This window comes from Flagellimonas pacifica, from assembly GCF_900215465.1.
Taxonomy (GTDB): Bacteria; Bacteroidota; Bacteroidia; order Flavobacteriales; family Flavobacteriaceae; genus Flagellimonas; species Flagellimonas pacifica.
In genome coordinates this window covers 356,963-382,120 of the sequence record NZ_OBEH01000001.1, presented here as the reverse complement: position 1 = coordinate 382,120, position 25,158 = coordinate 356,963, and the positions used below count along the sequence as shown (strand labels likewise).

The 25,158-nt window shown below is 37.8% G+C and carries 22 protein-coding genes; 12 read left to right on the top strand and 10 right to left on the bottom strand.

The window, feature by feature from the left end; translation table 11 throughout:
* Positions 1 to 129 precede the first annotated feature (129 nt).
* Positions 130 to 522 (top strand): hypothetical protein, encoded by a 393-nt coding sequence (locus CRO15_RS01690; protein ID WP_133067189.1) that lies wholly within the window; start codon positions 130 to 132, stop codon positions 520 to 522.
* A gap of 68 nt (positions 523 to 590) precedes the next feature.
* Positions 591 to 2,702, top strand: a complete 2,112-nt coding sequence (locus CRO15_RS01685) for a TonB-dependent receptor domain-containing protein (RefSeq protein ID WP_097044007.1) — start codon at positions 591 to 593, stop codon at positions 2,700 to 2,702.
* Positions 2,703 to 2,758: 56 nt separating this feature from the next.
* On the opposite strand, the gene CRO15_RS01680 is transcribed toward CRO15_RS01685, so the two are convergent.
* The 3 genes from CRO15_RS01680 to CRO15_RS01670 all read right to left on the bottom strand — a co-directional run bounded on the left by CRO15_RS01680 (position 2,759) and on the right by CRO15_RS01670 (position 5,012).
* Positions 2,759 to 3,502, bottom strand: coding sequence for a hypothetical protein (locus CRO15_RS01680; RefSeq protein WP_097044005.1), 744 nt, complete (start codon positions 3,500 to 3,502; stop codon positions 2,759 to 2,761).
* Between the two features lie 45 nt (positions 3,503 to 3,547).
* Entirely contained in the window at positions 3,548 to 4,567 is a 1,020-nt protein-coding gene (locus CRO15_RS01675) for a transporter family protein (protein ID WP_097044003.1), read from the bottom strand.
* 70 nt (positions 4,568 to 4,637) lie between these two features.
* On the bottom strand, positions 4,638 to 5,012 hold the full coding sequence (locus tag CRO15_RS01670; protein WP_243396877.1) for a hypothetical protein: 375 nt from the start codon (positions 5,010 to 5,012) through the stop codon (positions 4,638 to 4,640).
* An 86-nt stretch (positions 5,013 to 5,098) separates the two neighbouring features.
* Here CRO15_RS01670 and CRO15_RS01665 point away from each other — a divergent pair, with 86 nt between their 5' ends.
* Positions 5,099 to 6,004, top strand: a complete 906-nt coding sequence (locus CRO15_RS01665; RefSeq protein WP_097044002.1) for a DMT family transporter — start codon at positions 5,099 to 5,101, stop codon at positions 6,002 to 6,004.
* A gap of 6 nt (positions 6,005 to 6,010) precedes the next feature.
* Here CRO15_RS01665 and CRO15_RS01660 read toward each other — a convergent pair whose 3' ends face one another.
* A complete protein-coding gene (locus CRO15_RS01660; RefSeq protein WP_097044001.1) occupies positions 6,011 to 8,083 on the bottom strand; it encodes an insulinase family protein in 2,073 nt (690 codons plus the stop codon).
* Between the two features lies 1 nt (position 8,084).
* Positions 8,085 to 9,407: a M16 family metallopeptidase gene (locus CRO15_RS01655; RefSeq protein WP_097044000.1), complete on the bottom strand. Its 1,323-nt coding sequence runs from the start codon at positions 9,405 to 9,407 to the stop codon at positions 8,085 to 8,087.
* Positions 9,408 to 9,587: 180 nt separating this feature from the next.
* Between CRO15_RS01655 and CRO15_RS01650 the strand changes: the two genes are divergently transcribed.
* From CRO15_RS01650 to CRO15_RS01630, 5 genes are all read left to right on the top strand, one after another.
* Positions 9,588 to 10,034: a DUF4199 domain-containing protein gene (locus tag CRO15_RS01650; protein WP_097043999.1), complete on the top strand. Its 447-nt coding sequence runs from the start codon at positions 9,588 to 9,590 to the stop codon at positions 10,032 to 10,034.
* Positions 10,035 to 10,135: 101 nt separating this feature from the next.
* Positions 10,136 to 10,684, top strand: a complete 549-nt coding sequence (gene rplU, locus CRO15_RS01645) for a 50S ribosomal protein L21 (RefSeq protein WP_097043997.1) — start codon at positions 10,136 to 10,138, stop codon at positions 10,682 to 10,684.
* Positions 10,685 to 10,706: 22 nt separating this feature from the next.
* The gene (gene rpmA, locus CRO15_RS01640; RefSeq protein WP_097043995.1) at positions 10,707 to 10,967 is read left to right on the top strand and encodes a 50S ribosomal protein L27; all 261 of its coding nucleotides are present in this window, start codon (positions 10,707 to 10,709) and stop codon (positions 10,965 to 10,967) included.
* Positions 10,968 to 11,150: 183 nt separating this feature from the next.
* A complete protein-coding gene (locus tag CRO15_RS01635; protein ID WP_097043994.1) occupies positions 11,151 to 13,961 on the top strand; it encodes a TonB-dependent receptor in 2,811 nt (936 codons plus the stop codon).
* Positions 13,962 to 14,024: 63 nt separating this feature from the next.
* Positions 14,025 to 15,056, top strand: coding sequence for a phytase (locus CRO15_RS01630; RefSeq protein ID WP_097043992.1), 1,032 nt, complete (start codon positions 14,025 to 14,027; stop codon positions 15,054 to 15,056).
* On the opposite strand, the gene CRO15_RS01625 is transcribed toward CRO15_RS01630, so the two are convergent.
* Both CRO15_RS01625 and CRO15_RS01620 read right to left on the bottom strand, forming a co-directional pair.
* Positions 15,053 to 16,165, bottom strand: coding sequence for a D-TA family PLP-dependent enzyme (locus CRO15_RS01625; RefSeq protein WP_097043991.1), 1,113 nt, complete (start codon positions 16,163 to 16,165; stop codon positions 15,053 to 15,055). The genes CRO15_RS01630 and CRO15_RS01625 overlap by 4 nt on opposite strands.
* A 26-nt stretch (positions 16,166 to 16,191) precedes the next feature.
* Positions 16,192 to 17,340 carry a serine hydrolase domain-containing protein gene (locus CRO15_RS01620; RefSeq protein WP_165769894.1) on the bottom strand — a complete coding sequence of 383 codons (1,149 nt, stop codon included), beginning with the start codon at positions 17,338 to 17,340 and terminating at the stop codon, positions 16,192 to 16,194.
* A gap of 119 nt (positions 17,341 to 17,459) precedes the next feature.
* Between CRO15_RS01620 and CRO15_RS01615 the strand changes: the two genes are divergently transcribed.
* Positions 17,460 to 17,969 (top strand): MarR family winged helix-turn-helix transcriptional regulator, encoded by a 510-nt coding sequence (locus CRO15_RS01615; protein WP_097043988.1) that lies wholly within the window; start codon positions 17,460 to 17,462, stop codon positions 17,967 to 17,969.
* A 17-nt stretch (positions 17,970 to 17,986) separates the two neighbouring features.
* Here CRO15_RS01615 and CRO15_RS01610 read toward each other — a convergent pair whose 3' ends face one another.
* Both CRO15_RS01610 and CRO15_RS01605 read right to left on the bottom strand, forming a co-directional pair.
* Complete coding sequence (locus CRO15_RS01610) at positions 17,987 to 18,472, bottom strand: DUF1569 domain-containing protein (RefSeq protein ID WP_097043987.1); 486 nt, start codon at positions 18,470 to 18,472, stop codon at positions 17,987 to 17,989.
* A 125-nt stretch (positions 18,473 to 18,597) separates the two neighbouring features.
* Positions 18,598 to 20,973, bottom strand: a complete 2,376-nt coding sequence (locus CRO15_RS01605; RefSeq protein WP_097043986.1) for a TonB-dependent receptor — start codon at positions 20,971 to 20,973, stop codon at positions 18,598 to 18,600.
* Positions 20,974 to 21,213: 240 nt separating this feature from the next.
* On the opposite strand from CRO15_RS01605, the gene CRO15_RS01600 reads away from it, so the two are divergent.
* Both CRO15_RS01600 and CRO15_RS01595 read left to right on the top strand, forming a co-directional pair.
* The gene (locus CRO15_RS01600; RefSeq protein WP_165769893.1) at positions 21,214 to 22,293 is read left to right on the top strand and encodes a sensor histidine kinase; all 1,080 of its coding nucleotides are present in this window, start codon (positions 21,214 to 21,216) and stop codon (positions 22,291 to 22,293) included.
* A gap of 1 nt (position 22,294) precedes the next feature.
* Positions 22,295 to 23,050, top strand: a complete 756-nt coding sequence (locus CRO15_RS01595; protein WP_097043983.1) for a LytR/AlgR family response regulator transcription factor — start codon at positions 22,295 to 22,297, stop codon at positions 23,048 to 23,050.
* Positions 23,051 to 23,100: 50 nt separating this feature from the next.
* Here CRO15_RS01595 and ahcY read toward each other — a convergent pair whose 3' ends face one another.
* Entirely contained in the window at positions 23,101 to 24,417 is a 1,317-nt protein-coding gene (ahcY, locus tag CRO15_RS01590) for an adenosylhomocysteinase (protein ID WP_097043982.1), read from the bottom strand.
* Positions 24,418 to 24,491: 74 nt separating this feature from the next.
* On the opposite strand from ahcY, the gene CRO15_RS01585 reads away from it, so the two are divergent.
* The gene (locus CRO15_RS01585) at positions 24,492 to 25,133 is read left to right on the top strand and encodes a 4'-phosphopantetheinyl transferase family protein (protein ID WP_097043981.1); all 642 of its coding nucleotides are present in this window, start codon (positions 24,492 to 24,494) and stop codon (positions 25,131 to 25,133) included.
* The last annotated feature ends 25 nt before the right edge of the window (positions 25,134 to 25,158 follow it).

Genomic DNA, 25,158 nt, shown 5'->3' with positions numbered 1-25,158 from the left:
GGATTGTTGTTCTATTCCACTGAGATGTTCCAGGGAATTTTATAGTAGTTAAAAGAGTGACAATTATCAGGTTTTAAGAATGGGATCGCCAGTAAATTTGCCAAAGATTAGGTTCTTAAAATAATTCTATTGAAATCAGCAACATATATAAAATATAGATCTGTTGTTTTTTCGGCGCTTTTTATTGCCTTGGTCTTGGTGAGCAATCTTCGGTTTTCATCTATGTATCTATATTATAGTGTTGATAGGGAGGGATTCATAGAAGCGCTTTGCGAGAATACAGATAAGCCTGAGCTAAAATGCGAGGGAAAGTGTATGTTGTCCCAAATGTTGGTAACACAAGATGATGACAAAGAATTGCCGATGCCTCTGATTGGTTGGGAGCAAACATTATTTTTTATAAAGGACCTGTCTTCTTATAGTGTTCTCTTTATTGGGCAAAATCATAAAGCATACTTTCATTATACCATTACGTATTCCTATAAGTTTAGCGGTATTTCCCATAAACCTCCAATTGTTTAAGATTTTGTTACAGCATCAGGTGATTGTCATTCTCACCAAATAGGTATAATCTTAAACATTTATTTAAAATGAAAACTCATATAAAAGCAAGGCTTTTAGCCTTGCTCCTCGGAACGTGCATAATTCATGTCCAGGCTCAAAACGAGCAAGATTCTTTAACAAACAAACTTATTCGGTTGGATGAAGTCCTAATAACCGGAGAGAGTAAATCTGACCCTGTTTTTTCCATGGTCAGGAGCGAAAATTCGAAAAAAATAGTTCAGCCCAAGAATGTGGCCGACCTATTTAATGGCTTAAATGGTTTTGCACTGATCAAGCGCGGAAACTATGCTATAGATCCTTCTTTTCGCGCATCACAGTACGAGCAGTTAAATGTCCAATTTAATGGTGGTACCAAAGTGATGCATGCATGCCCCAACAGAATGGACCCAATAACCACTCATGTGATTCCTGAGGAAATTGAACGCATAGAGGTGGTAAAAGGGCCTTATACTTTTAGATATGGGCCTACATTTGGTGGTGTCATTAATCTTGTGACCCAAGAAGTTGAAAAAGAGGAAAAAGGCTATCATGGCAAGATCAATTTTGGTGATGAAAGCAATGGAAACTCGATTACAACCTTGGCAAACCTAAAGTATGTACATGACCAGTACGATGTGAATTTTAATGTAGGGTATCGTGATTTTGGTGATTATGAAGATGGCGATGGAAATGAAATACCCGCCTCATTCAAGAGTACGGATTATGGGGTACAGCTTGGATATAATTTGGGCACAACACAACGGTTTCAGCTTGGGTTCAGGCAATCATTTGGACGGGATGTTATGCATGCTGGTCTGCCCATGGACACAGATGAGGATAATAGCACTATAGTTTCCTTGGATTACAAGGTAAAAGATTTAAAAGGGGCTTTAAAAGAGGTGAGTGCCAAAGCATATCGTTCAAAAGTAGATCATATAATGTCCAATACTTTAAGACCTAGTTTTGTACGTATGAGCGGAATCTCGACGGTTGATGCCACCACAATGGGAGGGCGGATAGAACTAAAATGGAAGCCATCTGCCAATTTCAAACTGTTCACCGGGGTAGATATGATCTCCATAGGTAGAAATGGAGAGCGAGTCCGCACAATGAAACAAAATATGAATGGTGATCTACTTCCAATGCCCATGGAGTTCACTGATGATATATGGCAAGAATCCCGAATAGATGACTATGGTGTCTTTGTGGAAGGGAAATATCCGTTGGCAAAAAAACTCTTGCTAAACGCTGGAGTACGATATGACATGGTATACTCTAAAAGTGATACCCCTGCGGAAGATTTTGTAGCACTCTATCCGGAATTGGATAGTAGAACGGAGAACAACGTTAGCGCTACAGCTTCAATAAAATATATGGCAACTCCTGATATCCTATTCGAATTGGCTTATGGAAGAGGTGTGCGGTCAGCCAATATGTTGGAAAGGTATATCAACCATTTTAATGCAGGGCAAGACCCTTATGAATATGTTGGAAATCCTTTTTTGAATGCTGAAGTGAACAATCAATTTGAATTAGGAATGAAGGCAAAAGCTACGTTTGCCGAGTCCTTTTTAGATAAGATTAATTATGGAGCCTCTGCCTACTACGCTGTTTATGACAATTATATTGCTGGATTGATTGACCCATCGATACAGAAAAAATACATGCCTATGGCAGAACCTAGGGAAGTTAAGCGTTTTACCAACGTTGATGATGCTTATAAAACTGGCTTTGAAGTATATGGAGAGCTACAATTTTTAAACGATTTTAATTTCAAGACCGAAGTTGCTTACGTTTATACCAAAAACAAGGATTTGGATGAAGCACTTCCTCTTACCTCACCATTGGTTACACGTTTTAATTTACGCTACGAAAAGAAAAAAATATGGGCTAGAGCAACATACACACTTACTTCAGAGCAATCAGATATTGCACCATCTTTTGGAGAGCAGATTACTGACGGTTATGGTATTGTGGATTTTCGATTTGGAGCAAAACCGTTTAAGCATGTGAATATTGGTGTGGCCGCAATGAACGTTTTTGATGTTACCTATAATAATCACTTGAACTTTTCCTTTGTTAATCAAGCTGATTTTGGAAGAGTACCTATTAATGATCCGGGCAGAAATTTATCGGCCTTTATTCAATATAGTTTTTAAGATTATAGTTGATGAAACTTGGGCAGGTATGTAAGAGATAACCTGCCCTTTTTATTTCATTTTTTTCTAAAGAAACTTTTTTGAATTGTTTTTGAGGTGATTATGAATAGACTGAAACCTGAAAAAATTGTAAAAAGCCCAAAAAAGGCAAAAGCTCTTAACAATAGATTGTTGAAATCATCCCTGCCTTCATAATCCATGGTGTGCAGCATCCAAAAGAAATCAAAAACTCGCCATTTATTACTTCTAAATGTTTGAATGTTTCCATGTTCTGGAGAAACATAAATTGTGGTATTTGCTGGTTTTGCAAAAGTAATGGCATAGGCGGGCAGGGGTCTCCCTCTATATTCATGATGCTTTCCAGTTTCGGTCAAGTATTCTACGTTCGTTAGGTTAGCGCTAATTTTTAAGCCTTCTTTTGCTATTTGAACAGCCTCATCTTCTGTTAGAGGTAATCTTTGCTTGCCTGTTTTGGCATTATAAAGCTTAACTTTTACCCCATCGGTTGTTTTTAATACAACCCTATAAATAGGATTAGTTAGAATAGTGGTCAATTCCAATGATTGAACGTTGTCTTCCGAAGTAAACCCAGTATTCAAAAAAGTACTCGGCGAAACAAAATCATCCGAAATGGAAAGGGACGGTTTAGATTGCTTTAAATTATCTCCTCTGATCTCGTCAATATTGGTCCAACTGAAGTATAATCCCCCCAGCGTCCACAATAAAAATTGAATACCCAAAACAGCCCCCAAGTACCGATGCCATTTTCGATTAAGTTGTATAAATTTTCTCTTGGTCATAAAGTTGAATTGACCTGGGACGGTAAACGTCCCAGGATTTAAAATTTAGAATGCATATTGAGCACCAAAGGTCAGGGTCTCCTTGTTTTTAAGCTGTAAGCCATTCAGGTCTTGATATAAAGGTGCAGCAAGTTCAAAACCAAATCTAAGATTTTTTAAGGCGCCTGTGGGTAAATATATATTGCACCCAACACCACCGTTCATAAAAGTTCCTCCAGAATTGGTAGTATCGGCAGTAATAACCATCATTGGATTTAGGTTAGGATCTGTTCCCTCAATTTCCCCAATGATCAAACCTTCAAGTCGTGCCGAAAAACTTAACCAGTCAGCTACTTTTATGGCAAGCCAATTATTGAGGTTATATCGGTTTCCATAACGGAATTCACGGTCATTTTCTCCAATACGGAAAACACCTTTTACCTGACTTCCCCAAGAAATGGAGGCGTTCTGACCCAAATAGGTCAATGCCAGATTAGGGTCAAAAGTACCGCTGCCCAATTGCATAGGATAGGGCAATTCCGTTTCATTTGGTGTAGAAGCCGGGGTAACATCACTTTCCGTAATACTTCCGGTTGGAATAGAAAACCCTAATTGTCCATGAAGGGTTTGTTGGTTTTTGTTGAAAAATTTATAGAGTAATGCAAGATTGACATCTCCAAAGCCACTAACCTCTGTTGTAAAAGCTCCTCCCATTCTGGTAAGGTGTTCCATCTCCATAGATAAATAATTGAACATTACCATTAGGGTGATTTTATCACTTGGAGCAAACATGGCACCTAACATATGCATGTTCATGGGCATATTGGTTGGGGTTACCATATAATTGTTCAAAGCACTGTCGGTTGTGGTATCATCACTTCCCAATTTAAGATCTCCCATATTCATGTGCATGTATCGGTAGGAGAACATCCATTCTCCCTTGCCATGCATATGATCTCCCATTACAGAGATTGGGGCATGGCCATCAGGCCTTCCGGCTGACCATTTTTGATATTGATCATTTGTTTCTTGTGCATAAAATGTAATTGTGGCCATCATAAGAATGACCGATATATATATTTTCATTCGGTTTTTGCAATTGAAGTTTTAGGCAATATTTCTATAGCCTTTAAATAAATGTTGATTTAGGGAATAGTTAGGAAAAAATACTTGGAGGGTGGAAACTACTGGTAAAGAACAAATAGTTGTAATGGTTGTAATAACCAAAAATGTGCTGTAAAGAATGGTCGGTTCTACTTCCGGAGGAGCAAGAAGTAATTTCTATAAAACCAATGGGGTACTCTTCTAAGGTTATTTTGGGAAGATTTTTCCCCTTTTCTTCATTTTGTTCTGAAAGACGCTGCATCAGATAACACTTTCCATTACATTGCAGTTCTATCTTGTCTTTATTGATACAAAGAAACTCTGCTATATAATCTTCATTGATAACGTACTCAATGACAGGGGCAATTGGACGCACCATGGCTATTAAGTAGAGCAATACAAATCCGTGTACAATGGAATGTTTCAACCAGAAAACTTTCAAAGTGCAAAATTAAACCATATAATGATAAAAAGTCTCAAATAAGGCGCACTTTTGCATCTTAAAATTGAGTTTTGCAGGGGCATAACAAAAAATGGGTTTACTTAATAACGCTTTCCATAATATGGGGTACATCCTATATTTTGATTAAAAAGGGGTTACGAGGTTTTAGCCCTATTCAGCTAGGTGCCATTCGGGCTGTATTGTCTACCTTTTTTTTGTTTGTTGTTGGATTTAAATCTATGAAGACCATATCCAAAAAGGAATGGTTTTGGGTTGGGGTTTCCGGTATCATTGGGAGTTTTATACCTATGTTTTTGTTTGCTTTTGCCGAAACGGAAATTGATAGTAGTATAGCTTCCATTTTAAATTCCTTGGTGCCGCTCTTTACTTTGTTTATTGGATTGTTTGCGTTTGGTGTAGGGTTTAACCGGAATCAACTTTTGGGTGTTGTTATTGGTTTGATAGGAGCGGCATTTCTAATTTTCTTTGGTACAACGGTAAATCCTGATCAGAATTATTGGTATGCTGGGTTTGTCATTGTTGCTACAATATGCTATGCATGCAACGCCAATATCATAAAAAGTAAATTGCAAAACGTTTCGCCAATGGGGATTGCGGTTGGAAATTTTGCTGTAATATTAATCCCTGGAACAATTGTTCTCCTATTTTCTGGATTTTTGGATAGGGAGGTTGTAGCCGGGCCGCATTTTTTAACTTCTCTGGGATATATTGCTGCCTTATGTATAATCAGTACCTGTGTGGCCAAGATTATGTTCAATAGATTGATTCAGATTTCTACCGCGGTTTTTTCTGTATCAGTCACCTATTTGATTCCAATAGTTGGTATTTTTTGGGGTTTGGTGGATGGAGAAAAATTCACACTATGGCAATTTATTGCCGCTTTGGTGATACTTTTTGGGGTGTATATGGTCAACAAAAAAAAGACGCCTCAAAGGGCGTCTTTAAATAAAAGTTGATGAAAGTTATTCAAAATCTGAAGGGCTTACTCCTTCATTGACCTTGATATCTTTAACAATAAATTCTAGGTTTTGTGGCCCCATGGTTTGGGTGAGCTTAAATGGAAATTTTATTCCTGATACTTCTTGGTAATCGTCAAATTCCAAAGTATTTGTCATTTGTTGCCCCTGTACTTTTTCAAGATTTATCACTTGAAGTTTAAGTCCAGTTTCAATATCATAAAAAGATGACTTGCTATCCGTGATTTTGAGTTTATAGGCTTTTTTATTACCAACAGTTTCAACACCTTCTAAAGTAATTCCACCCGCAACTAAATAGTTCAGTTCCGGAAATGCTGCAGATTCTTCCTTTATTTTTGTGATTTCCTCTTCAGTAAGGTCCTTACGTTGTCCTTGAGAGACCACGTAACCGTTATCGCCATCTAAAACTTGTTTTTGCATGGAATTGCCCATCACCTTTACATCTTGCATAAACTGGTCTTTGGTAGTTTTTTTCATCTCCAATTCCAATTTGGCACCTTGCATTTCAGCTTCGGCAATCATGGCATAAGACTCTACTCCTTCAAGTTTTTCCTTACCCCCAATTGCTTCTATATATTTTTTTAGAATGCTTTCAACCGTGATGCCTTCAGGTATTGCAGCGCTGTAATCTGGTTTTTCCGTTTTACTTGCATACTTGTCATAAAATAGGACAGGAATGTTTTTGCCATTGAAGTCAACTTTTTCCAAATTCTCCAAGACTTCACTTCCCTTTCCAGTAACTATCACTCTAGCATTTTTAGTTGAAAAATGCTTTTGGGCAGCTTTTTGAACATCTTCTGCCGTGATGGCCTCTATTCGTTCCAAATAGGTTTTGTAAAAATCCTTGGGTAAATCTTCTGTTTCTATGTTCAAGGCATAATTGGCAATGGTAGAAGGGTTTTCAAGAGCCATTACAAAACTACCTGCATACTTGGCTTTGGCATTGGTAAGCTCTTCTTCGGTGACGGGTTCATGGACAATTTTGTTGATTTCATCCAAAATTTGAACAACGGAACTGTCCGTTACTGCATTTCTAACCTGTGCATACGCATTGAACCGCATAGGACTATACTTGTTGGCACGGATTCCAGAATATGACCCATAAGTATATCCTTTGTCCTCTCTAAGGTTTTTAAACAGTCTTGCTTGTGAACCTCCACCTAATATTCTATTGGCCAAGAGAGCATCCAGATAATCTTCATCTTTCATCTTAAGTTCAGTAATGTTCTGAACAGCAACTTCGGATTGTACAGCATTGGGTACATCAATAAAATTGATTTGGTTATACTGGGCGTCAGTTGGTTTTGAATAACTAAAAGATGGTGGCGCAGCTTTTGACCATGGAGTAAAATGAGTTGTGACCAGCTCTTTTACGTTTTCCAGTTCTATATCACCAATAATAACCAAGTAAGCATTGGCAGGAACAAAATAGTCTCTGTAATGTTTTTCTACATCAGCTAGGGTTACATTGTTTACGGTTTCTTCGGTTGTAATCTCGCCATATGGATGATTTTTTCCATAGGCCAATGCCAATTGTACTCTATTTGCAATGGCAGAAACATCTTTTTCTTCAGATTTTATTCCAGTAATTATCCGGTCTTTTTCTTTGTTGAACTCTTCCTGGGTGAAATTTGGATTTAAGGCAGCATCTGCCATTAGTTCCAAAATCCTTGGAAAATATTTAGAAAGACAGTTTGCTGAGGCACTTTGGTCACTTACGTTTATGGAAGCGCCTAAAAAATCCACTTCTTCATAAAAATCATCTTTGGAAATGGATTTGGACCCTTTTCCCAGAAGACTTGAGGTCAAATCTGTTACACCTGCTTTATTGCCCTGCAAAACGGGAGGGTTATCAATGGATAGCTGCATGGAAACCCTGGGCAATTTGTGATTTTCTACTACCATGACCTTAAGGCCATTGTTTAATTCAAAACGAGCTGGCTCCTGTAGATTGATTTCTGGAGCAGGTCCAGGTTTGGGTTGTTTGCTTCTATCTATTTGGGCATGTGATACTGCCATAAAGATTGACAGAACGGAAAAAATGATATACTTTTTCATCTTAATTGGCTTCTTTTTGTTCTGGTAAATATTCTAACTCCACCCTTTGATTCACCTTCAAGTATTTTTTGGCAACTTCCCTAATCTCTTCTCGTGTTATGGAGCGGTATATGTCAATTTGGGTGTTGATGAGATTGGTGTTGTCCCTCAACATATAATTCTCAGCAAGAGAATTGGCAATTCCAGCTATACTACTATTGGCATTCACAAAGTTGTTCTCGAATTTGTTTTGTAGTTTCTGATAATCCTTTTCTGAGATAAGGTCTGTTTGTATTTTCAATATTTCAGCATCAATCTCATTTTTGATATCCTTGATTGAATTTTCACCCACAGGAAGACCTCCAACAACATAGGAACTGTAATCTTCGGCATTTATAGGGACAGAAAATATCTGAAGGGCAATTTTTTTCTCATCAACCAATTTCTTGTATAGTTTGGAGCTTTCTCCATCACTTAAATAAGTAGAGATCATGTCTATTACATAAGCATCTCTTTCGGCTTGCCCCGGAGTTCTATACGCCAATAAAATAGCGGGAATTTGAATATTGGGATCATAATATGTGGTTTGTATGGTATTGTTGATGGGATCTTCAACCACATTTGTTCTATTTATTTCAGCTCCTCTAGGTATTGGGCCAAAATAATCTGAGATCATTTTCTTTGTTTTGGAGACATCAATATCTCCGGCCACTACCAAAACAGCATTGTTAGGTACGTAATAGGTTTTATTGAAATTTTTAAAATCATCCAGAGTTGCACTGGCCAAATGATCCAAAGAGCCAATAACACCCCATCTATATGGATGTTTTTTGTATAAGTTTTTAAGTAATACTTCAAAGAAAGCTCCATAAGGGGAGTTGTCAACCCGTAATCTTCTTTCTTCTTGTACAACTTCTTTCTGGGTATCTACACCAACTTGGCCTATTATCGGGTGAAGTAATCTTTCAGACTCTAACCACAATCCAGTTTCTAAACTGTTTGATGGAAATGTTTCATAATAGTAAGTTCGGTCCAGAAAGGTGTTTGCATTTCCACTTCCGCCATTGGATGCGACTATTTTGTCCCATTCACCGCGCTCAATATTCTTGGTTCCCTCAAACAAAAGATGTTCAAAAAAATGGGCGAAACCGGTTTTTTCTGGATCTTCATCTTTGGAACCTACATGGTACATAACAGCTGTTGTTACAACCGGAGCAGTATTGTCCTGATGTAGAATTACGTGGAGCCCATTGTCCAGATTGTACTCTTCAAAAGCAACTTCTTGGGCATTTGCAAAGTAGCCCGTTGCACATATGAAAAGCATGGATAGCAAATATCTTTTCATGATCATGTGTTTTGTAATGGTTTAATAAATAGGATTAGTGTCAATTTTTGAATTGATGTTACATTAAATGGGGACAAAAATTAAAAAATCTAGAGATTACAAGGTAAGTCTTTAACAAGAATTTGTAGCATAATTCGTCAATATTCAGTAAATTATACATCCATCCATAAATTTAGCGAAATGAAAAATTTATCCTTGCCCATTCGTTTTGGTATGGTTACCAGTGCCGTTCTTATAGCCTATTTCCTGATTTTGTCCCTCATGGGAAAGCATACCAATGTTTTTTATAGTTTGTTCAATGGGGTAATCACTGGTTTTGGAATCTATGAGACTATCAAGTATTTCAAGTTAAGGTTGGGAAAGGATTTTGGTTACGGTAAGGGTTTTATGGCAGGTATTACAACCGGATTTGTAGCTACCTTGTTGTTCACTATTTTCTTTGCATTTTATGCAACCGAACTGGATGCGGGTTTCTTGGATGAACTTTCTGAGGTATGGGCAAAGGATTATCATAATTTTGAAGCCATCGTTTTTTTTACCGTGGCAATTATGGGTTTTACCACCACCTTGGTTTTAACATTATCTTTTATGCAACTTTTCAAAACCTCCAATAATCTAAAAAAATAAGTTTCAAATGCCCCAATAATACTTGTGCATTAAGGATTTAGCAGTATATTTGCACCCGCTAATTTTAGTAAAGCGAAAATAATTAATCTAATTAACGCATTATGTACGCAATTGTAGAGATGGCAGGGCAGCAATTTAAAGTTGCAAAAGACCAGAAGGTGTACGTTCATCGTTTACAGACGGAAGAAGGCAAAAAAGTCACTTTTGACAAAGTTTTTCTTTTGGATGACGGAAGCAACGTTACCATTGGCGCCCCGGTCATAGAAGGTGCGGCTGTTGAGGCCAAAGTAGTAAAACACCTAAAAGGAGATAAAGTAATCGTCTTTAAAAAGAAAAGACGTAAAGGTTACCGTGTAAAGAATGGTCACAGACAATATTTGACTGAGATTGTTGTTGAAGGTATCGTAGCCAAAGGAGCGAAGAAAGCAGCTCCGGCAAAAGCGAAAGCTGAAAAGCCAGCGGCTGAACCTAAAAAAGCAGCTCCAGCAAAAGCGAAAGCAGAAGCTCCAAAGAAAGCAGCCCCAAAAAAGGTAGCTGAGGATTTGAGCGGAAAAACTGTTGCTGAATTGAAGGAAATGGCAAAAGCAAAAGGAATTGCTGGTATTTCCTCTATGAAGAAAGCTGATTTAATAGAGGCTTTAAACAAATAGAAAGAACTAAAATTTAAATATCATGGCACATAAGAAAGGTGTAGGTAGTTCAAAAAACGGTAGAGAATCAGAATCGAAACGACTTGGTGTTAAGATTTTTGGTGGACAAGCTGCGGTAGCTGGTAACATTATTGTTAGACAGCGAGGAACAAAACACAATCCTGGTGAAAATGTTTACCTTGGAAAAGACCATACATTGCATGCCAAAGTTGATGGTATAGTAAAGTTTCAAAAGAAGGCTGGTGGAAAATCATTTGTTTCCATTGACCCATTTGAAGCTTAATGACTTAAGCAATAAAAAATTGATGAACCCTCACTTTTTAGTGGGGGTTTTTTGTTAGTTCATTGTTAAGCTATTCTAAACTGCTTTGAAAAAGACATCAAAAATGACTTATTCTTAAAAATTAGCTAACTCCTTTTTTTAGACATAATAATTTCTTTGTGGCGAAATAACAACCACTTAGAAATGAAAAAATATTTACAGTTTTTTATCCTAATTTTTCTTCCATTATCTGTTTTTGCCCAAACAGGTAATATTCAAGGAACCATATCTGATCAAAATGGAATCTATGTTCCAGGGGCAAACGTTATAATCTCGGAATTGTCCAAAGGAGCAATTACCGACTTTGACGGAAAATTTACAATACTAGATGTTCCAACCGGAGACCATACCCTTCAAATATCCTATTTAGGATATGCTACCATAGAACAAAACATAAATATAAAAGGTGGAGAAACTACGGTTGTGTCAATCAATTTAAATCCTAAGAGTTTGGAGTTGGATGAGGTACAAGTATCGGCTTATGGATTGAGCGGTCAAGCAAAAGCGCTGAATACCCAAAAGACCAATCAAAACATTACCAATGTAGTATCCACTGATCAAATAGGGAAATTCCCAGATGCAAATATAGGCGATGCGGTAAAACGTATCCCTGGTATTACAATGCAAGTAGATCAAGGCGAGGCCAGAAATGTTATTGTCCGTGGGCTTGCTCCACAACTGAACTCTGTAACCCTTAACGGTAGTCGTATTCCATCCGCAGAAGGAGATAATAGGAATGTTCAGATGGATTTGATTCCTTCGGATATGATTCAGACCATTGAGGTGAATAAAGCGGTTACTCCAGACATGGATGGTGATGCGTTAGGTGGGTCTGTCAATCTTATCACACGCTCCTCACCACAAAGTTTTAGATTATCAACAACTCTGGGTTCAGGCGTGAGTTTCATAAATGATGAACCTATATACAATATTGGTTTTTTATATGGGGATCGTACCAAAAATGGCAAGTTTGGCTGGATGATTGCTACCTCCTATAACAATGTGGACTTTGGCTCAGACAATGTTGAGGCCGAATGGGTCAATGAAGCGGAAAGTCCATTGACTGAAGAAGATATTGAGGTAAATCCATTTGTAGAAGAATCAGATATCAGAACCTATCAGGTTCAGCGTATCCGCAGAAGTTTTTCTGCCAATGTGGATTATGCTTTTGATGCAAACAATACCATCTATCTAAAAACAATGTATAACTGGCGTGATGATCGTGAGAATAGATTTCGTCTTCGTTTCAGAAAAATGGAACCAGTTTTTGCCGATGGTACAGAGAATATCATTGGTTACGAAGGTGAAATACGAAGACAGACCAAAGGTGGAATCCCTGGAGGTCGAATCAAAAATACAAGATTGGAAGACCAACGTATGCAGAATTATAGCTTGGGAGGAAACCATTTACTTGGAAATTTAAAAGTAGATTGGATGGCCTCTTATGCAATGGCTTCTGAAGAAAGACCCAATGAACGCTATGCCGAATATGAAATTGGTGATGCCATTGGAATTAATGCAAATTTAGGAAACCCAAGGTACCCTTCTTTTAGTCCTTCAAATGCCTCTGATGCAACACTCTCCAATTTTGAGCTTAAGGAATTTACCGAAGAAAACCAGTTTACTGAAGAAAAAGATTTTAATGCGTTTTTAAATTTTCAAATACCAGCTGATATATTTGGGGCAGGGGATGGAACTATAAAATTTGGCGCAAGATTTAAATCAAAAAATAAGGAAAGGGACAATGACTTTATAGAAGTGGAGCCTGTTAGTGGTTTTGACACGTTAGCTGATGTAGAGGTTAGTGACTATACTAAAACTGATTTCTTGGCCGGAGGTCAATATGCTGCTGGTGAGTTTGTTGATCCGGCTTTTTTGGGGAGACTTGATTTTTCAAATGCAGCTAGCTTTGATAAAAGTTCAGTAGAGGATGAATTCTTGGCAGGAAATTTTGATGTGGATGAAAAAGTTTACGCGGGTTATGTTATGGCCAATCAAAAACTTTCAGAAAAACTATCTGTACTCGCTGGGGTAAGGCTTGAAAATACAAAAATCAATAGTTTAGGCAATGAAGTGATTTTTGATGATGAAGGAGATTTTGAGAGCTTTAACGAAGTTCGTGATGAGAGTTCCTATACCAATGTACTTCCAGGAATCCACTTTAAATTTGACCCAACCAACCGAACGGTGTTGCGTTTTGCTTGGACCAACACCATTGCAAGGCCTAATTATGTGGATTTGGTTCCATTTAGAAATGTGATCAATGAAGATGAGGAAATTGAAACAGGAAATGCAGAATTGGACCCAACCCGCTCCATGAATTTTGATTTGGTGGCAGAACATTATTTTGAGTCAGTTGGAATCATATCTGGAGGGGTATTCTATAAGGATATCAAAGATTTTATCTATACATCATTGAGTGAGGATACAGCCACAGGGTATGATCTGTTCCAGCCTTTAAATGGTGATAGTGCTTCCATTTTTGGTGCCGAAGTGGCATTCCAAAGACAATTGGATTTCCTCCCTGGGTTTGCCAAAAACTTGAGCATCTATTTAAATTATACAATGCTTACCTCTTCAACTGATGGAATCAGAAATGGAGATGAAATTAGAGAGAATATAGATCTTCCAGGAACAGCCCCAAACATGTTCAATGGTTCATTGGGCTATGCGGATAAAAAGTTCAGCCTTCGTCTATCTACCAATTTTTCAGATGCTTATATTGATGAATTGGGTGAGAATTCTTTTGAAGACAGATATTATGACAAGCAGTTTTTTGTAGACTTGAATGCTTCATTTACCATCAATAAAAACTTGCGTTTGTATGCTGATTTGAACAATATCACCAATCAGCCGTTGCGTTATTATCAAGGTGTTGAAAACAGAACACAACAAGTTGAATTTTATGAAAAAAGGTTGACCTTCGGATTAAAGTATGACCTGTTCAAAAAATAAAAACCATTAACCTACAGTCTTTAAAGCTGCCTTTGGGCAGCTTTTGTCGTAAAACAAAATAAAATGACAAAAAATAGAACCATATTATTTTTAGCTTTTGTAGGATTAGCATCCTGCGGCACCAAAAGTACTTTGCCACCTATCCAACCAGATGTAATTACCGAAAAAACACTTAATGATACTGATGATCCAGCGATTTGGGTGAATCCCATTGATGCGTCAAAAAGTGTTGTTTTTGGAACAGACAAAAAAACCAATGGAGCCATTTATGCTTTTGATTTGGAAGGAAAGATTATAGAGGAAAAAACCATAAGAAATATTGAAAGACCCAATAATGTGGATGTGGAGTATGGTTTTCAGTTGAATGATTCCGTAACCATCGATATTTTGGCCTTCACCGAGCGTGAGAAACAACAAATAAGGGTATTCTCTGTTCCAGACATGAAGCCATTGGATGGAGGTGGATTTCCTGTCTTTGAAGATGAGTCAAATATTGAACAACGATTGCCCATGGGAATTAGCCTATATAAATCGCCCAATGATTCATCGGTATATGCAATTGTAGGGAGAAAAACAGGCCCGTTAGATAACCATTTGTACCAATATAGGTTGATAAGTGATAGTGGTGAAGTACAATCTCAATTAGTTCGAAAATTTGGAAAGTTCAGTGGGCAGAAGGAGATTGAGGCGATTGCCGTGGATGATGAAAATGGAATGATATATTATTCAGATGAAGGGGTTTGTATCAGAAAATACTATGCAGAACCCTATAAAGGCAATGATGAGCTTTCATGTTTTGGTGGGGAACACTTTTTGAATGACATTGAAGGAATTGCAGTTGCTACATATCCTAATGGGGAGGGATATATCCTTGTGTCTGACCAGCAGCGTGGCCAGTTCAATATCTTTTCAAGAAAAGACAATTCATTTGTAAAGGCAGTGAACTTGACTACACTGGAAACCGATGGTTGTGAGGTAGTAACCGTTCCATTAAATAAAACCTTTCCAAATGGACTTTTTGTTTCCATGAACGATGAACAAAACTTCTTTTTCCATGATCTGGGAAAAGTATTGGGGGAAGCAATAGAAAATTAAAACCGAAGCTTCCGTTTTCGGGCGGTAATTTCCCAAGAATCCTTTTTTTCTCCATTTTCAATAACAGATACTTCGTCATGTAAGTTAATGGTAGGGCAAATGTGATAGGGGATTCCGTAGAGAACATCCCCTACTTTGAGCTCTTCCCAATTGGAGACTTGAAGCACGCCATGTTCCTCACTTTGTGAGAGGAGTTCATAATTTTCTATGTTCAGGAACTTGACCCGCTTGTCAATGGGATTTTCAGGAGCTACAGATTTGTGGCCTAAATCTAAGGTTACAACACCTTTGGCAGGTTTTGAAATAATACGGGTGACCAAAAGAGCGGCATGTTTGAACTTTTGCTCAGTTAACTTTTCGCCATATCCCCAATCCCATAAAACACAGGTTCCTGGACTGGTAATCCTGTTTTCTTGCAAAAGATGGGAAGTGAAGGAAGGTGTTCCACCGCATATTAACTTGATAGAGGGATACACTTTTTGTAATGCCTCAAAATAAGTGGTAGCATCTTCCAATCCAGCTTCAATTTTTTTATTTCGGACAGTAAATTCAGTATCCCTTAAATGACCATCGTAGATATGGAAGCCTTTGAATTGAAGACCTTCACATTCTTTGATGGATGAAAGAAGCGAATCAAGATTAGGGCCAATTTTTATCCCAGATCGGTCCATGCCATTATTGATGTCAATGTAAATATTTACAAGTATCCCTTTTTCTAAGGCTTTTCGGTTAAGAAGAGAAGCAGTTTCTTCTGTATCAATAATTGTTGAGAAATCTGTGTTAGGAAAATGCACTATCAAAGAAAGAAAACGATCTACTTTGGGCCCTACCAATTGATGAGCTATTAGAACAGATTTGGCCCCAGCTTCAGCAGCAATTTCGGTTTCAGAAACAGTAGAGGCCTTAAAATTTGTAATTCCTGATGCCACAAGTAATTCTAAGACCTTTGGCATTTTATTGGTTTTAACATGGGGCATTAACCTATGCGTTTCACCGTTCACCATGGCTAGCATGTGGTCAATGTTGAACTGTAAATGTTCTTTGTACAATGCAATGGACGGGGAATCCACCGAGTCGATATTTTTTATTTTAAACCAATTTGTTGTCATTTTCTTTTATTTTAAGAAGTAAAGCCTTAGTTATTTGATTTGGAAAACAATGTAGCTATTTGCTGCGCAAATTTCAGACGAGAAGTGGAAAAAGATGAAGAATTAGTTGTAAATGCAACCACTATTTGTTCTTTTGGAATAATCAATAAAAAGGATTTGCCGCCAACGCTTGATCCACCATGAAAAATTTCTTTTTTATCATTAGATATGCGCCATCCCAAGGCATAATTGGTCGACTCACCGGTTGAAGTCTTTTGTTCCTTCCACATTTTCTTCAAAGTTGCATTTTTGAGCAATGTATGATTAAGCAATGCATTGCCAAATTTCACCAAATCAGTGGGAGTAGACAAAATACCTCCTCCTGGAAACTTGTTGCTTAAGTCTACCTGTCTTGTATTTTTGAAACCGCTATCCTTTTCTAAGTCATACGTTTTTGCCCTGTTAGGGATAATCTTTTCATAATAGTCAAGTTGCGTTTGACTCATTTGTGCTACATCTAAGACGTATTTTTGCAATGCTTCTTCAAATGAGGTATTGGTTATATGCTCTATTGCACAACCGATAAGGGTGTAGCCATAGCTGCTATAAAAGTGTTTTGTGCCTGGTATTGTGATTAAAGAATCGTTCTTAAATATTGAAATTGCATCAGAGGAGGAAGAGTATCTCGTAATACTATAATATTCCTCTTCGATTTTATCAAAATTGTAATGTCGAATCCCACCTTGATGTGTTAATAATCGTTTTAGATTTATTGGTACATTTTTATCAGGAAAGATGCCGCAATAATTTTGTATTGGAATGTCAATTTTCAATTTACCTTTTTCTACTAAGGTCATTGTTAAAACAGCGGTCATACTTTTGCTAATAGAACCAATTCTATAGACACTTTCTGTGGTGGCAGGGATATTAAGTTCCAAGTCGGCAAAACCTTGGGCACTTGCATAAACAAGTTGCCCTTCTTTTGATACTGCAACAGAAAGACTTGGTAAGTTGTTTTTCAGTAGTGTTTTTTTTAAAAAATGATTAGCTTTTATTATGCTTGATGCTTGTTGTGCGTGAAAGGTATGGGGTGCTATTGCTAAGAAAGCTAGCAAGTAAAAAAACGCTTGCGCTTTAGATAGTCTTAGAGTCAAGAATTTGGAATGTTGTTTAGTTGCAAAAGAGTGATTTTTCATAAGTAAATAGTTCGATATACTATATGTTTTTTGATTATGAATCCAATTCATTAAATTTATCTCAATATTAAGATATTTATCTTAATATTGAGATAAATTCTAAGAAAATTCATGTTGTTATGAAAGATCAAATGAAGGAAACCGATTTATTGGATGAATTGATTGTCGACTGGAAAAGAGAAAGACCAGATTTGGATGCATCTGCTATGAATGTTGTGGGCAGGATACTTTTTCTTGGAAAAAAATTTGAAAAACAAACCAGTTTGGCACTTCAGGAATATGGGATTTATTATACAGATTTGGACGTATTGGCAACTTTGAGAAGGTCGGGGAAGCCCTTTCAGCTTACACCAACTCAGCTCAGAAAATCGGTCTTGATTACCTCTGGTGCTATGACAGCTTTGTTGGATAGGTTGGAGAAAATGGGGTTGTTGTTTCGATTGCCAGACCCAAAGGATGGAAGGGTGAGTCTGGCTGTATTGTCCAATAAAGGAAGAAGGGTTATTGATAGAGCGATTTCATCACGATTTAGAGCGGCAGAATCTAATCTCCTTGGACTTAACAAATCGGACAGGGAGCAGCTTACTCAACTTTTAAAAAAGATTATTGTTTCAATGGAAAAACAATAGAGTCATGATGACGAGGGCTACCGCCCTTTTAAAATATCCGCTACAATTTTTAAATGGTGACGAGTATGTATTTTTAAAAACTTGATGCTTTGCCTTTTATTGATAACGCTAAAATAGGGATGTTCAAAATGTGCTTTGGAATCTAAACCTTGGATCTTTTTTAAATTTTCCTTCACTGTTTCAATTTGTAGGTGAAGGTCTTCGGTCAGAATATTATCTGGAGGTAGCACAACCCTGGGAGATTTGGCAACACCTCTAGGGAAATCACCCCATATATAGATTAAAGACCTCGTAAGATTAAAGTTTGGTTTAAATGCTGCAGGATTGGAAGCCTCCAGAGCTTTGCATATTACAATAACGGTCTTAAGCATATGATCTAAATGCCAAGCAACATCGACCTTGGATACTTTAGGATTAAAAGAATCTCTTTGCAAAATATACGCTTCAATTTTAGACAATTCTTTATTTAAAAATGAAGCTGAATTCAATTCACTTTTTGCCAACGGGAAGGTTTTAAAGTTGAGTCTTAAAACTAATAAAATCTTATCAGCTTAACGTATGATAGTGCTTATAAAAAGAAAACCCTTGCCAAGAGCAAGGGTTTCTACGCAAACTACCAAACAAACCACTAAAACTGAAATCTATACCCAAAATCTGGGAAAAACCCAATCTGATCCTCGCGATCAATATTATCCGTTAGCCTATTGTACATTCTAGAAAAAATGTTTTTGTTATTGGTCACATTTTGTAGGTCAACATAGAATTGATGAGACCGTTTTTTGGTTTTACTATTGATTTTGAAACCTAGTTTTACATCCCATCTAAAGTAATTATCATATTGAAGGCTATATGCCAAATCATCATAGAGCACCTCATATTTGGCTGCTCGGGAAGCTTCTAAATTTATTGGGGTATAGTACCTCCCTCCGGAGAAAGTCACTTTGGTGTCCATAAAAAACCTGTTCTTTCTAGCTTTCCCAACAACAAATTCCTTGCCCGCCAGAAAATTGATTACCTGTCCATTGTTAAACGGGGAATTGCGCTCAACACCATCACTGCCTTTGTATTTGCTTTGATAAAATGATGAGGTAAAGAGCATATAATAATTTTGGCTAAAGAATTTTTCCAAGGTCAGTTCAATACCTTGATTAAAAGCGGTCCCTTCATTTACCAATGATACTGCATCTTTACTGAATCCAAAATCGGCACCTTCTGTTAATGTGGAATAGCTTGATGAGAACTGATGTACAGGTGCATTGTCAATATCTTGGTAATAGGCTTCAACTTTTCCTCTCCATTTATTACCAAGTTTAACATCATATCCCATCACGTAATGTGCACTGCGCACAAACTCTAAATCCCTGTTGGTCTGAGCCAAATTGCCATTCACATTTTCATTTAGGAAAAGTATGGGAGAAGGTATGTTTTGATAGTGCAAGCCATAACCCAAACTGAACCTATGGTTGTCATTGGCATCAAAACTGAGTCCGGCCCTTGGTCCTAGCGCAAATTGCTTGTTCAAGTTGCTATATTGCCCATTTAATCCTGCATTTAAGGTCAGTTTTTCACTAAGCCTGAATTGGCCTTGAACAAAGGGTTGAAAAAGGTTAAGACTTTCATTGACATCAACTAGCGTAACAAGATCTGAAAAACCATCACCATCATTATCTGGCTGTTCTTCGCGGTCTTGGTTGATGTAGTCCAGGGTTAGGTTTTCATATACAAGTCCGGTTCTTAGGGTAATCTTATTATTGATCTTTGAATTGAACAAGGATGAAATGGTAAACCTGTTTTCAGTCTCATCGTCTTTAGTGTATAATATGATATTTTCTTGAGGGGTGTCCTTATCAAAATATCTGTCGGCGGTATATTGACTTTGTGAAGTAGAATAACCAATCACTGTTCTAACAAATGAATTTTTGCCAATAGGCAAACTGTGCTTTAATCCCAACACACCAAAACCGGATTTAACAAAAGCATCTTCATCTTCGGCTGCAAAAAGATCGTCGGCTTCTATATCATCCCCCAAAAATTCTATGTCTGAGGTGCCTCCAATGCCAAATAGTGATAGACTTCCCAGTTTTCCTTTTCCAAAATTGAAATTAAATGAAAGGTCACCATAATTGGGAGTGGCCGAAGTTCCGGCTCCACCTGTTAATCCGATTAAGGAGTACCTAGCTGCTACTAAAAAGGAACCCTTTTCCCCCATTGGACCTTCGGCATTGGCTTCCACTCCCGAGAAGAGACCAGCTTGGGCGGAAAATTCATAATCATCAGTATTGCCATTTCTAAGCCCAATATCAAATACCCCTCCAATGGCATTGCCATATTCTGCTGGAAAAGCAGAGGTAATGAAATCGGAATTTTTAAGCATATTGGGGTTTAATGCAGATACAGGCCCCCCCGTGGTACCGGCAGAAGAATAATGGTTGGGGTTGGGAACTGGAATACCTTCTATTCTCCATAATAATCCGGTTGGAGAATTTCCTCGAATAATGACATCGTTCCTACTGTCATCGGGTGCAGACACTCCTGCGAAATTTGAGGCCAGTCTTCCAACGTCGCCCCTTCCGCCAGAAAACCGCCCTACTTCCTCAATTCCGAATTGCCTTGCTGATACAACAGCCAATTTGTTTTTAGGTTTATCCAAAGTGGTATTGGATGATACAACAACTTCATTAAGTTGATTAAAACTTTCCTGCAATGTAATATTGACTACAGCGTCTTTTCCCGTTGTAACCTCTATATTGGGGACAGTAGAACTTTCAAAACCTATATAGCTTATCTGTATACTTTGTCTGCCAATTGGAACATCTTTTAAGATAAATCTTCCATCAAGATCAGTAATAACACCTGTAGCTATTTCCATATCCATTAGTTGAACGGTTGCTCCTTCCAAAGGGCTTTCGGATTGCTTGTCCAAAACAATTCCTTTGATGATACCCGTTTGAGCCCAACCGGTTAGTGTAAACAGGAAAGCGGCCGTTAAAATGATTTTTTTCATGACTTGTTTATTTGTTTTTGCCGAAATTGAAGCAATACTGTGAGGATTGCGAAGGAAAAAGGATGGGATGATCTTTTAAAAGTTGGAGTGTTAAAGAAGGAGTTGAATATTGCCATCGAACTCTTCAAGGGTTAAACTCAATTGAAATAGATTTGGTTACGATCCAACCTTTTTTTTAACGATTGAGCTTTCAGGTGTTCGTTATCGTAGAACAGCCTTATGTATCTTTAACAAATGGCAATGTTTAAAAAGAAAGCTTCAAAGAAATTCCTGTTCAGGTTGACGGTAATCAACGTGGTCTTTTTTCTTGTAAAAATCACCATGGAACGTGATGATGATGGTGTTCAGGGCTTTTTTAGCGCTACTAGCATTTTCTATTATGTTTCAGCTTTCATTCTGTTTATGCTTACCTGGGAACTCAATGATTGGTTTCTAAAAAAACAGCGAGCCAAGGGTGGCCTTGATTTTAAAAGCAGTTTGCTTATTATAGGGAAAAATATGACTTTGGTTGCCCCGGTTGCAGCTTTGGTCTATTACCTAGGATTGTTTCCGTTTAGGGAAACCTTTGGAATTATTTGTGACGATCCACCTTTGATCGAGTTTACCATAGATTTTTTTAGGGCAATACTCCTTGGTCTGACGGTTATTTTTTTCAATATGTTTCATTTTGCCATGAACCAAAGGGAAGAAATGAATAAGCAAATGGAGGACCTGAAAAAGGAAATGATGGCTTCAAGATATACCTCACTCAAAAATCAGATAAGCCCCCATTTTTTGTTCAATAGTCTAAACACTTTGACCTCATTAATGTATGAGGACAGAGATTTGGCCTCAGATTTTGTGACAAGATTGGCTTCTAGCTATCGCTATATTTTGGACAACAAAGAAGAAGACTTGGTGAGCTTGCAAAAAGAACTGAATTTTTTGGATGCCTATGTATTTATGATGGAGGTCAGGCATAAAAATGCAGTTGTCATTAAAATTGATATTAAAGTTTCGCCGGACCATTACTGGATTCCTACCCTAGCTTTACAAATGTTGATTGAAAACGCAATGAAGCACAATCTATATTCCAAGGAGAGGCCATTGCAAATTTCAATTTCTTCAATAGGTGCTGATGCGTTGGCTGTTAAGAACAATCTTAGAAAACGAAAGCGAAAACAGGACACTACAAAGCTTGGGTTGGAAAATATTAAAAAAAGATACTCGTACTATACCAATAAACAGGTATTGGTGAGGGAGGAAAATGATTACTTTGAAGTCATTATTCCGCTATTGGATAAAGATGTAACAAAAATGAACCTTAAGTCAATTTCATGATATGAGAGCAGTAATTGTTGAAGATGAAGAATTTGCATCAAAAAGGCTGGCACAACTGGTAGGGGAGCTGGCCCCAGAAATTGAAATAGAAGCTAGGTTGAATTCTGTGGAAAGTGGTGCTAAGTGGTTCAAAAAAAATGAACTGCCAGATTTGGTATTCCTCGATATTCAATTAAATGATGGTTATGGCTTTGATATTTTGGATGATATAGAAGATCATCCTCCAGTAATCTTCACAACCGCTTATAATGAATTTGCCATTCGTGGATTTAAATATAATGGGGTGGACTATTTGTTAAAACCCATTGTAAAAATGGATTTGAAAGCAGCTCTGGAAAAGTTCAAAAAAAATGTAACCCGAAATGGCCACACCCATACTGATAATTTGGAGCATCTAAAACAGCTTTTTCATAAAGAATATAAGCACCGATTTATGGTGAAGGTGGGTAATCAATTCAGATCTTTCAATGTTGAGGACATTGCATACTTTAAATCCCAGGACGGGTTGATTTGCCTACAGACCCATTCGGGACAATCCTACCCCATTGAATACACTATTGATCAGCTCGAAAATATTCTTAATCCCATACATTTTTTTCGAATCAACCGTAAGTTTATGGTTTCCGTAAAGGCCGTGGTGGAGATCCATAGCTATTTTAACAGTCGTCTGCTTTTAAAATTACTTCCTATGGTAGACGAACAGGTGATTGTTTCTAGGGAACGCACCACCAATTTTAAAAAGTGGTTGGATATGTAAACAAAAAACCCTCGCAAATACGAGGGTTTTGATTTTATTTCCCCTTAAATCTAATATCTATAGTAATCAGGCTTAAACGGGCCTTCTACTTTTACGCCAATATATTCGGCCTGATCTTGTTTAAGCTCTGTAAGTTCGGCACCCAAACGTGCCAAGTGAAGTTTAGCCACCTTTTCGTCCAAATGCTTGGGAAGCATGTAGACGTCATTTTCGTAATTGTTACTGTTGTTCCAAAGCTCAATTTGTGCCAAAGTTTGGTTGGTGAATGAGTTGCTCATTACAAAACTTGGGTGCCCAGTTGCACAACCTAGGTTAACCAATCTACCTTCTGCCAAAACAATAACATCATTGCCTTCAATGGTGTATTTATCTACTTGAGGCTTTATTTCATCTTTGGTATTTCCATAAGTTCCATTCAGCCAAGCCATGTCAATCTCATTATCAAAATGTCCAATGTTACAAACAATGGCCTTGTCCTTTAATGCTCTAAAATGCTCTTCACGAATGATGTCTTTATTTCCAGTAGTTGTAATGACCACATCAGCTTTGCCAACCACGGTTTCCAACTTCTTTACTTCATAACCATCCATGCAGGCCTGTAGCGCACAGATAGGATCGATCTCGGTAACGGTAACAATAGCACCAGCCCCTCTAAACGAAGCAGCTGTTCCTTTTCCTACATCTCCATAACCGGCAACCACCACTTTTTTACCGGCCAGCATGGTATCGGTGGCTCTTCGGATAGCATCAACGGCACTTTCGCGGCAACCATATTTATTGTCAAACTTGGATTTGGTGACCGAATCGTTCACGTTAATGGAGGGCATAGGGAGCGTTCCATTTTTCACTCGCTCGTACAGACGATGTACCCCGGTGGTAGTTTCTTCAGAAAGACCTTTAACACCTGCTGCCAATTCAGGATACTGATCTAGTACCATGTTTGTAAGATCTCCTCCGTCATCCAAGATCATATTTAATGGCTCTCTATCTTCACCAAAAAACAGAGTTTGTTCAATGCACCAATCAAATTCTTCCTCTGTCATGCCTTTCCAAGCGTAAACAGGAACACCCGCTGCTGCAATCGCTGCAGCTGCATGATCTTGCGTAGAGAAAATGTTGCAAGAACTCCAGGTAACATCAGCTCCCAATTCAACCAAAGTCTCAATAAGAACAGCGGTTTGGATGGTCATGTGCAGGCATCCGGCAATTCTTGCACCTTTAAGAGGTTGCTCTTCTTTATATTCTTCACGCAATGACATTAAACCTGGCATTTCAGCCTCGGCAAGTTCAATTTCTTTCCGTCCCCAATCTGCTAGTGAAATGTCTTTTACTTTGTAAGGAACATATGGAATTGTCTTTGTGCTCATATTTATCTTCGATTTACTTTTTGTAGCTTAGCTAAAATAGGATGCAAAGATACGAAATCACTTAATTTTTAACGGTGCCTATTTACAAAACCATAACAGTTTCACCCACGACTAAAGCGCATATCTGGAAAGTTGAAGAGTCGGAAGAGCAACTATCCCAAGGAATTGTGCTCACCTCGCATTGCCAAAAACGAATGGATGGTATGAAGTCTGAAGCGCATAGAAGAGCTTTTCTGAGCATTCGCCACTTAATGGGTCAAGCAGGATATAAGGATGATGATCTGTATTATGACGATTTTGGTAAACCTCATTTAAAGGACGGAAATTACATTTCCATAACCCATTCCCATAATTTTACTGGAATCATTATAAGTGAAACGGATGAGGTTGGGATTGATATTGAAATGCAGCGAGATAAAATCTTGAGAATTGCCAATAAATTTACTCCATTAGTAGAATATAGAACTTTGGCCAATACCGAGGCGATTATTAGGAAGTTGACCATAGTTTGGGGAGCAAAAGAGTCTCTTTATAAGATTTATGCACAACAGGGGCTTAGTTTTTTAAAACATATTGACGTAATGGATTTTGCTTTTGACGATAAAAGAACTATTGCACAAATTTTATATAAGGGAACTAAATCGCACTATGAGGTAGAATTTATGGAATTTGAAGGTTTTACCTGCGTATATGCACTTCGTATGATGGGTGGGTGATACTTCTTTTTAGTAGTTTTGCCAT

What these genes read in the sequence shown, in the direction of transcription:
- CRO15_RS01685 (WP_097044007.1), top strand. Translation starts at nt 591, where the DNA reads ATGAAAACTCATATAAAAGCAAGGCTTTTAGCCTTGCTCCTCGGAACG.
- CRO15_RS01680 (WP_097044005.1), bottom strand. Translation starts at nt 3,502, where the DNA reads ATGACCAAGAGAAAATTTATACAACTTAATCGAAAATGGCATCGGTAC.
- CRO15_RS01675 (WP_097044003.1), bottom strand. Translation starts at nt 4,567, where the DNA reads ATGAAAATATATATATCGGTCATTCTTATGATGGCCACAATTACATTT.
- CRO15_RS01660 (WP_097044001.1), bottom strand. Translation starts at nt 8,083, where the DNA reads ATGAAAAAGTATATCATTTTTTCCGTTCTGTCAATCTTTATGGCAGTA.
- CRO15_RS01655 (WP_097044000.1), bottom strand. Translation starts at nt 9,407, where the DNA reads ATGAAAAGATATTTGCTATCCATGCTTTTCATATGTGCAACGGGCTAC.
- CRO15_RS01650 (WP_097043999.1), top strand. Translation starts at nt 9,588, where the DNA reads ATGAAAAATTTATCCTTGCCCATTCGTTTTGGTATGGTTACCAGTGCC.
- rplU (WP_097043997.1), top strand. Translation starts at nt 10,136, where the DNA reads ATGTACGCAATTGTAGAGATGGCAGGGCAGCAATTTAAAGTTGCAAAA.
- rpmA (WP_097043995.1), top strand. Translation starts at nt 10,707, where the DNA reads ATGGCACATAAGAAAGGTGTAGGTAGTTCAAAAAACGGTAGAGAATCA.
- CRO15_RS01635 (WP_097043994.1), top strand. Translation starts at nt 11,151, where the DNA reads ATGAAAAAATATTTACAGTTTTTTATCCTAATTTTTCTTCCATTATCT.
- CRO15_RS01630 (WP_097043992.1), top strand. Translation starts at nt 14,025, where the DNA reads ATGACAAAAAATAGAACCATATTATTTTTAGCTTTTGTAGGATTAGCA.
- CRO15_RS01625 (WP_097043991.1), bottom strand. Translation starts at nt 16,165, where the DNA reads ATGACAACAAATTGGTTTAAAATAAAAAATATCGACTCGGTGGATTCC.
- CRO15_RS01620 (WP_165769894.1), bottom strand. Translation starts at nt 17,340, where the DNA reads ATGAAAAATCACTCTTTTGCAACTAAACAACATTCCAAATTCTTGACT.
- CRO15_RS01615 (WP_097043988.1), top strand. Translation starts at nt 17,460, where the DNA reads ATGAAAGATCAAATGAAGGAAACCGATTTATTGGATGAATTGATTGTC.
- CRO15_RS01605 (WP_097043986.1), bottom strand. Translation starts at nt 20,973, where the DNA reads ATGAAAAAAATCATTTTAACGGCCGCTTTCCTGTTTACACTAACCGGT.
- CRO15_RS01600 (WP_165769893.1), top strand. Translation starts at nt 21,214, where the DNA reads ATGTTTAAAAAGAAAGCTTCAAAGAAATTCCTGTTCAGGTTGACGGTA.
- CRO15_RS01595 (WP_097043983.1), top strand. Translation starts at nt 22,295, where the DNA reads ATGAGAGCAGTAATTGTTGAAGATGAAGAATTTGCATCAAAAAGGCTG.
- ahcY (WP_097043982.1), bottom strand. Translation starts at nt 24,417, where the DNA reads ATGAGCACAAAGACAATTCCATATGTTCCTTACAAAGTAAAAGACATT.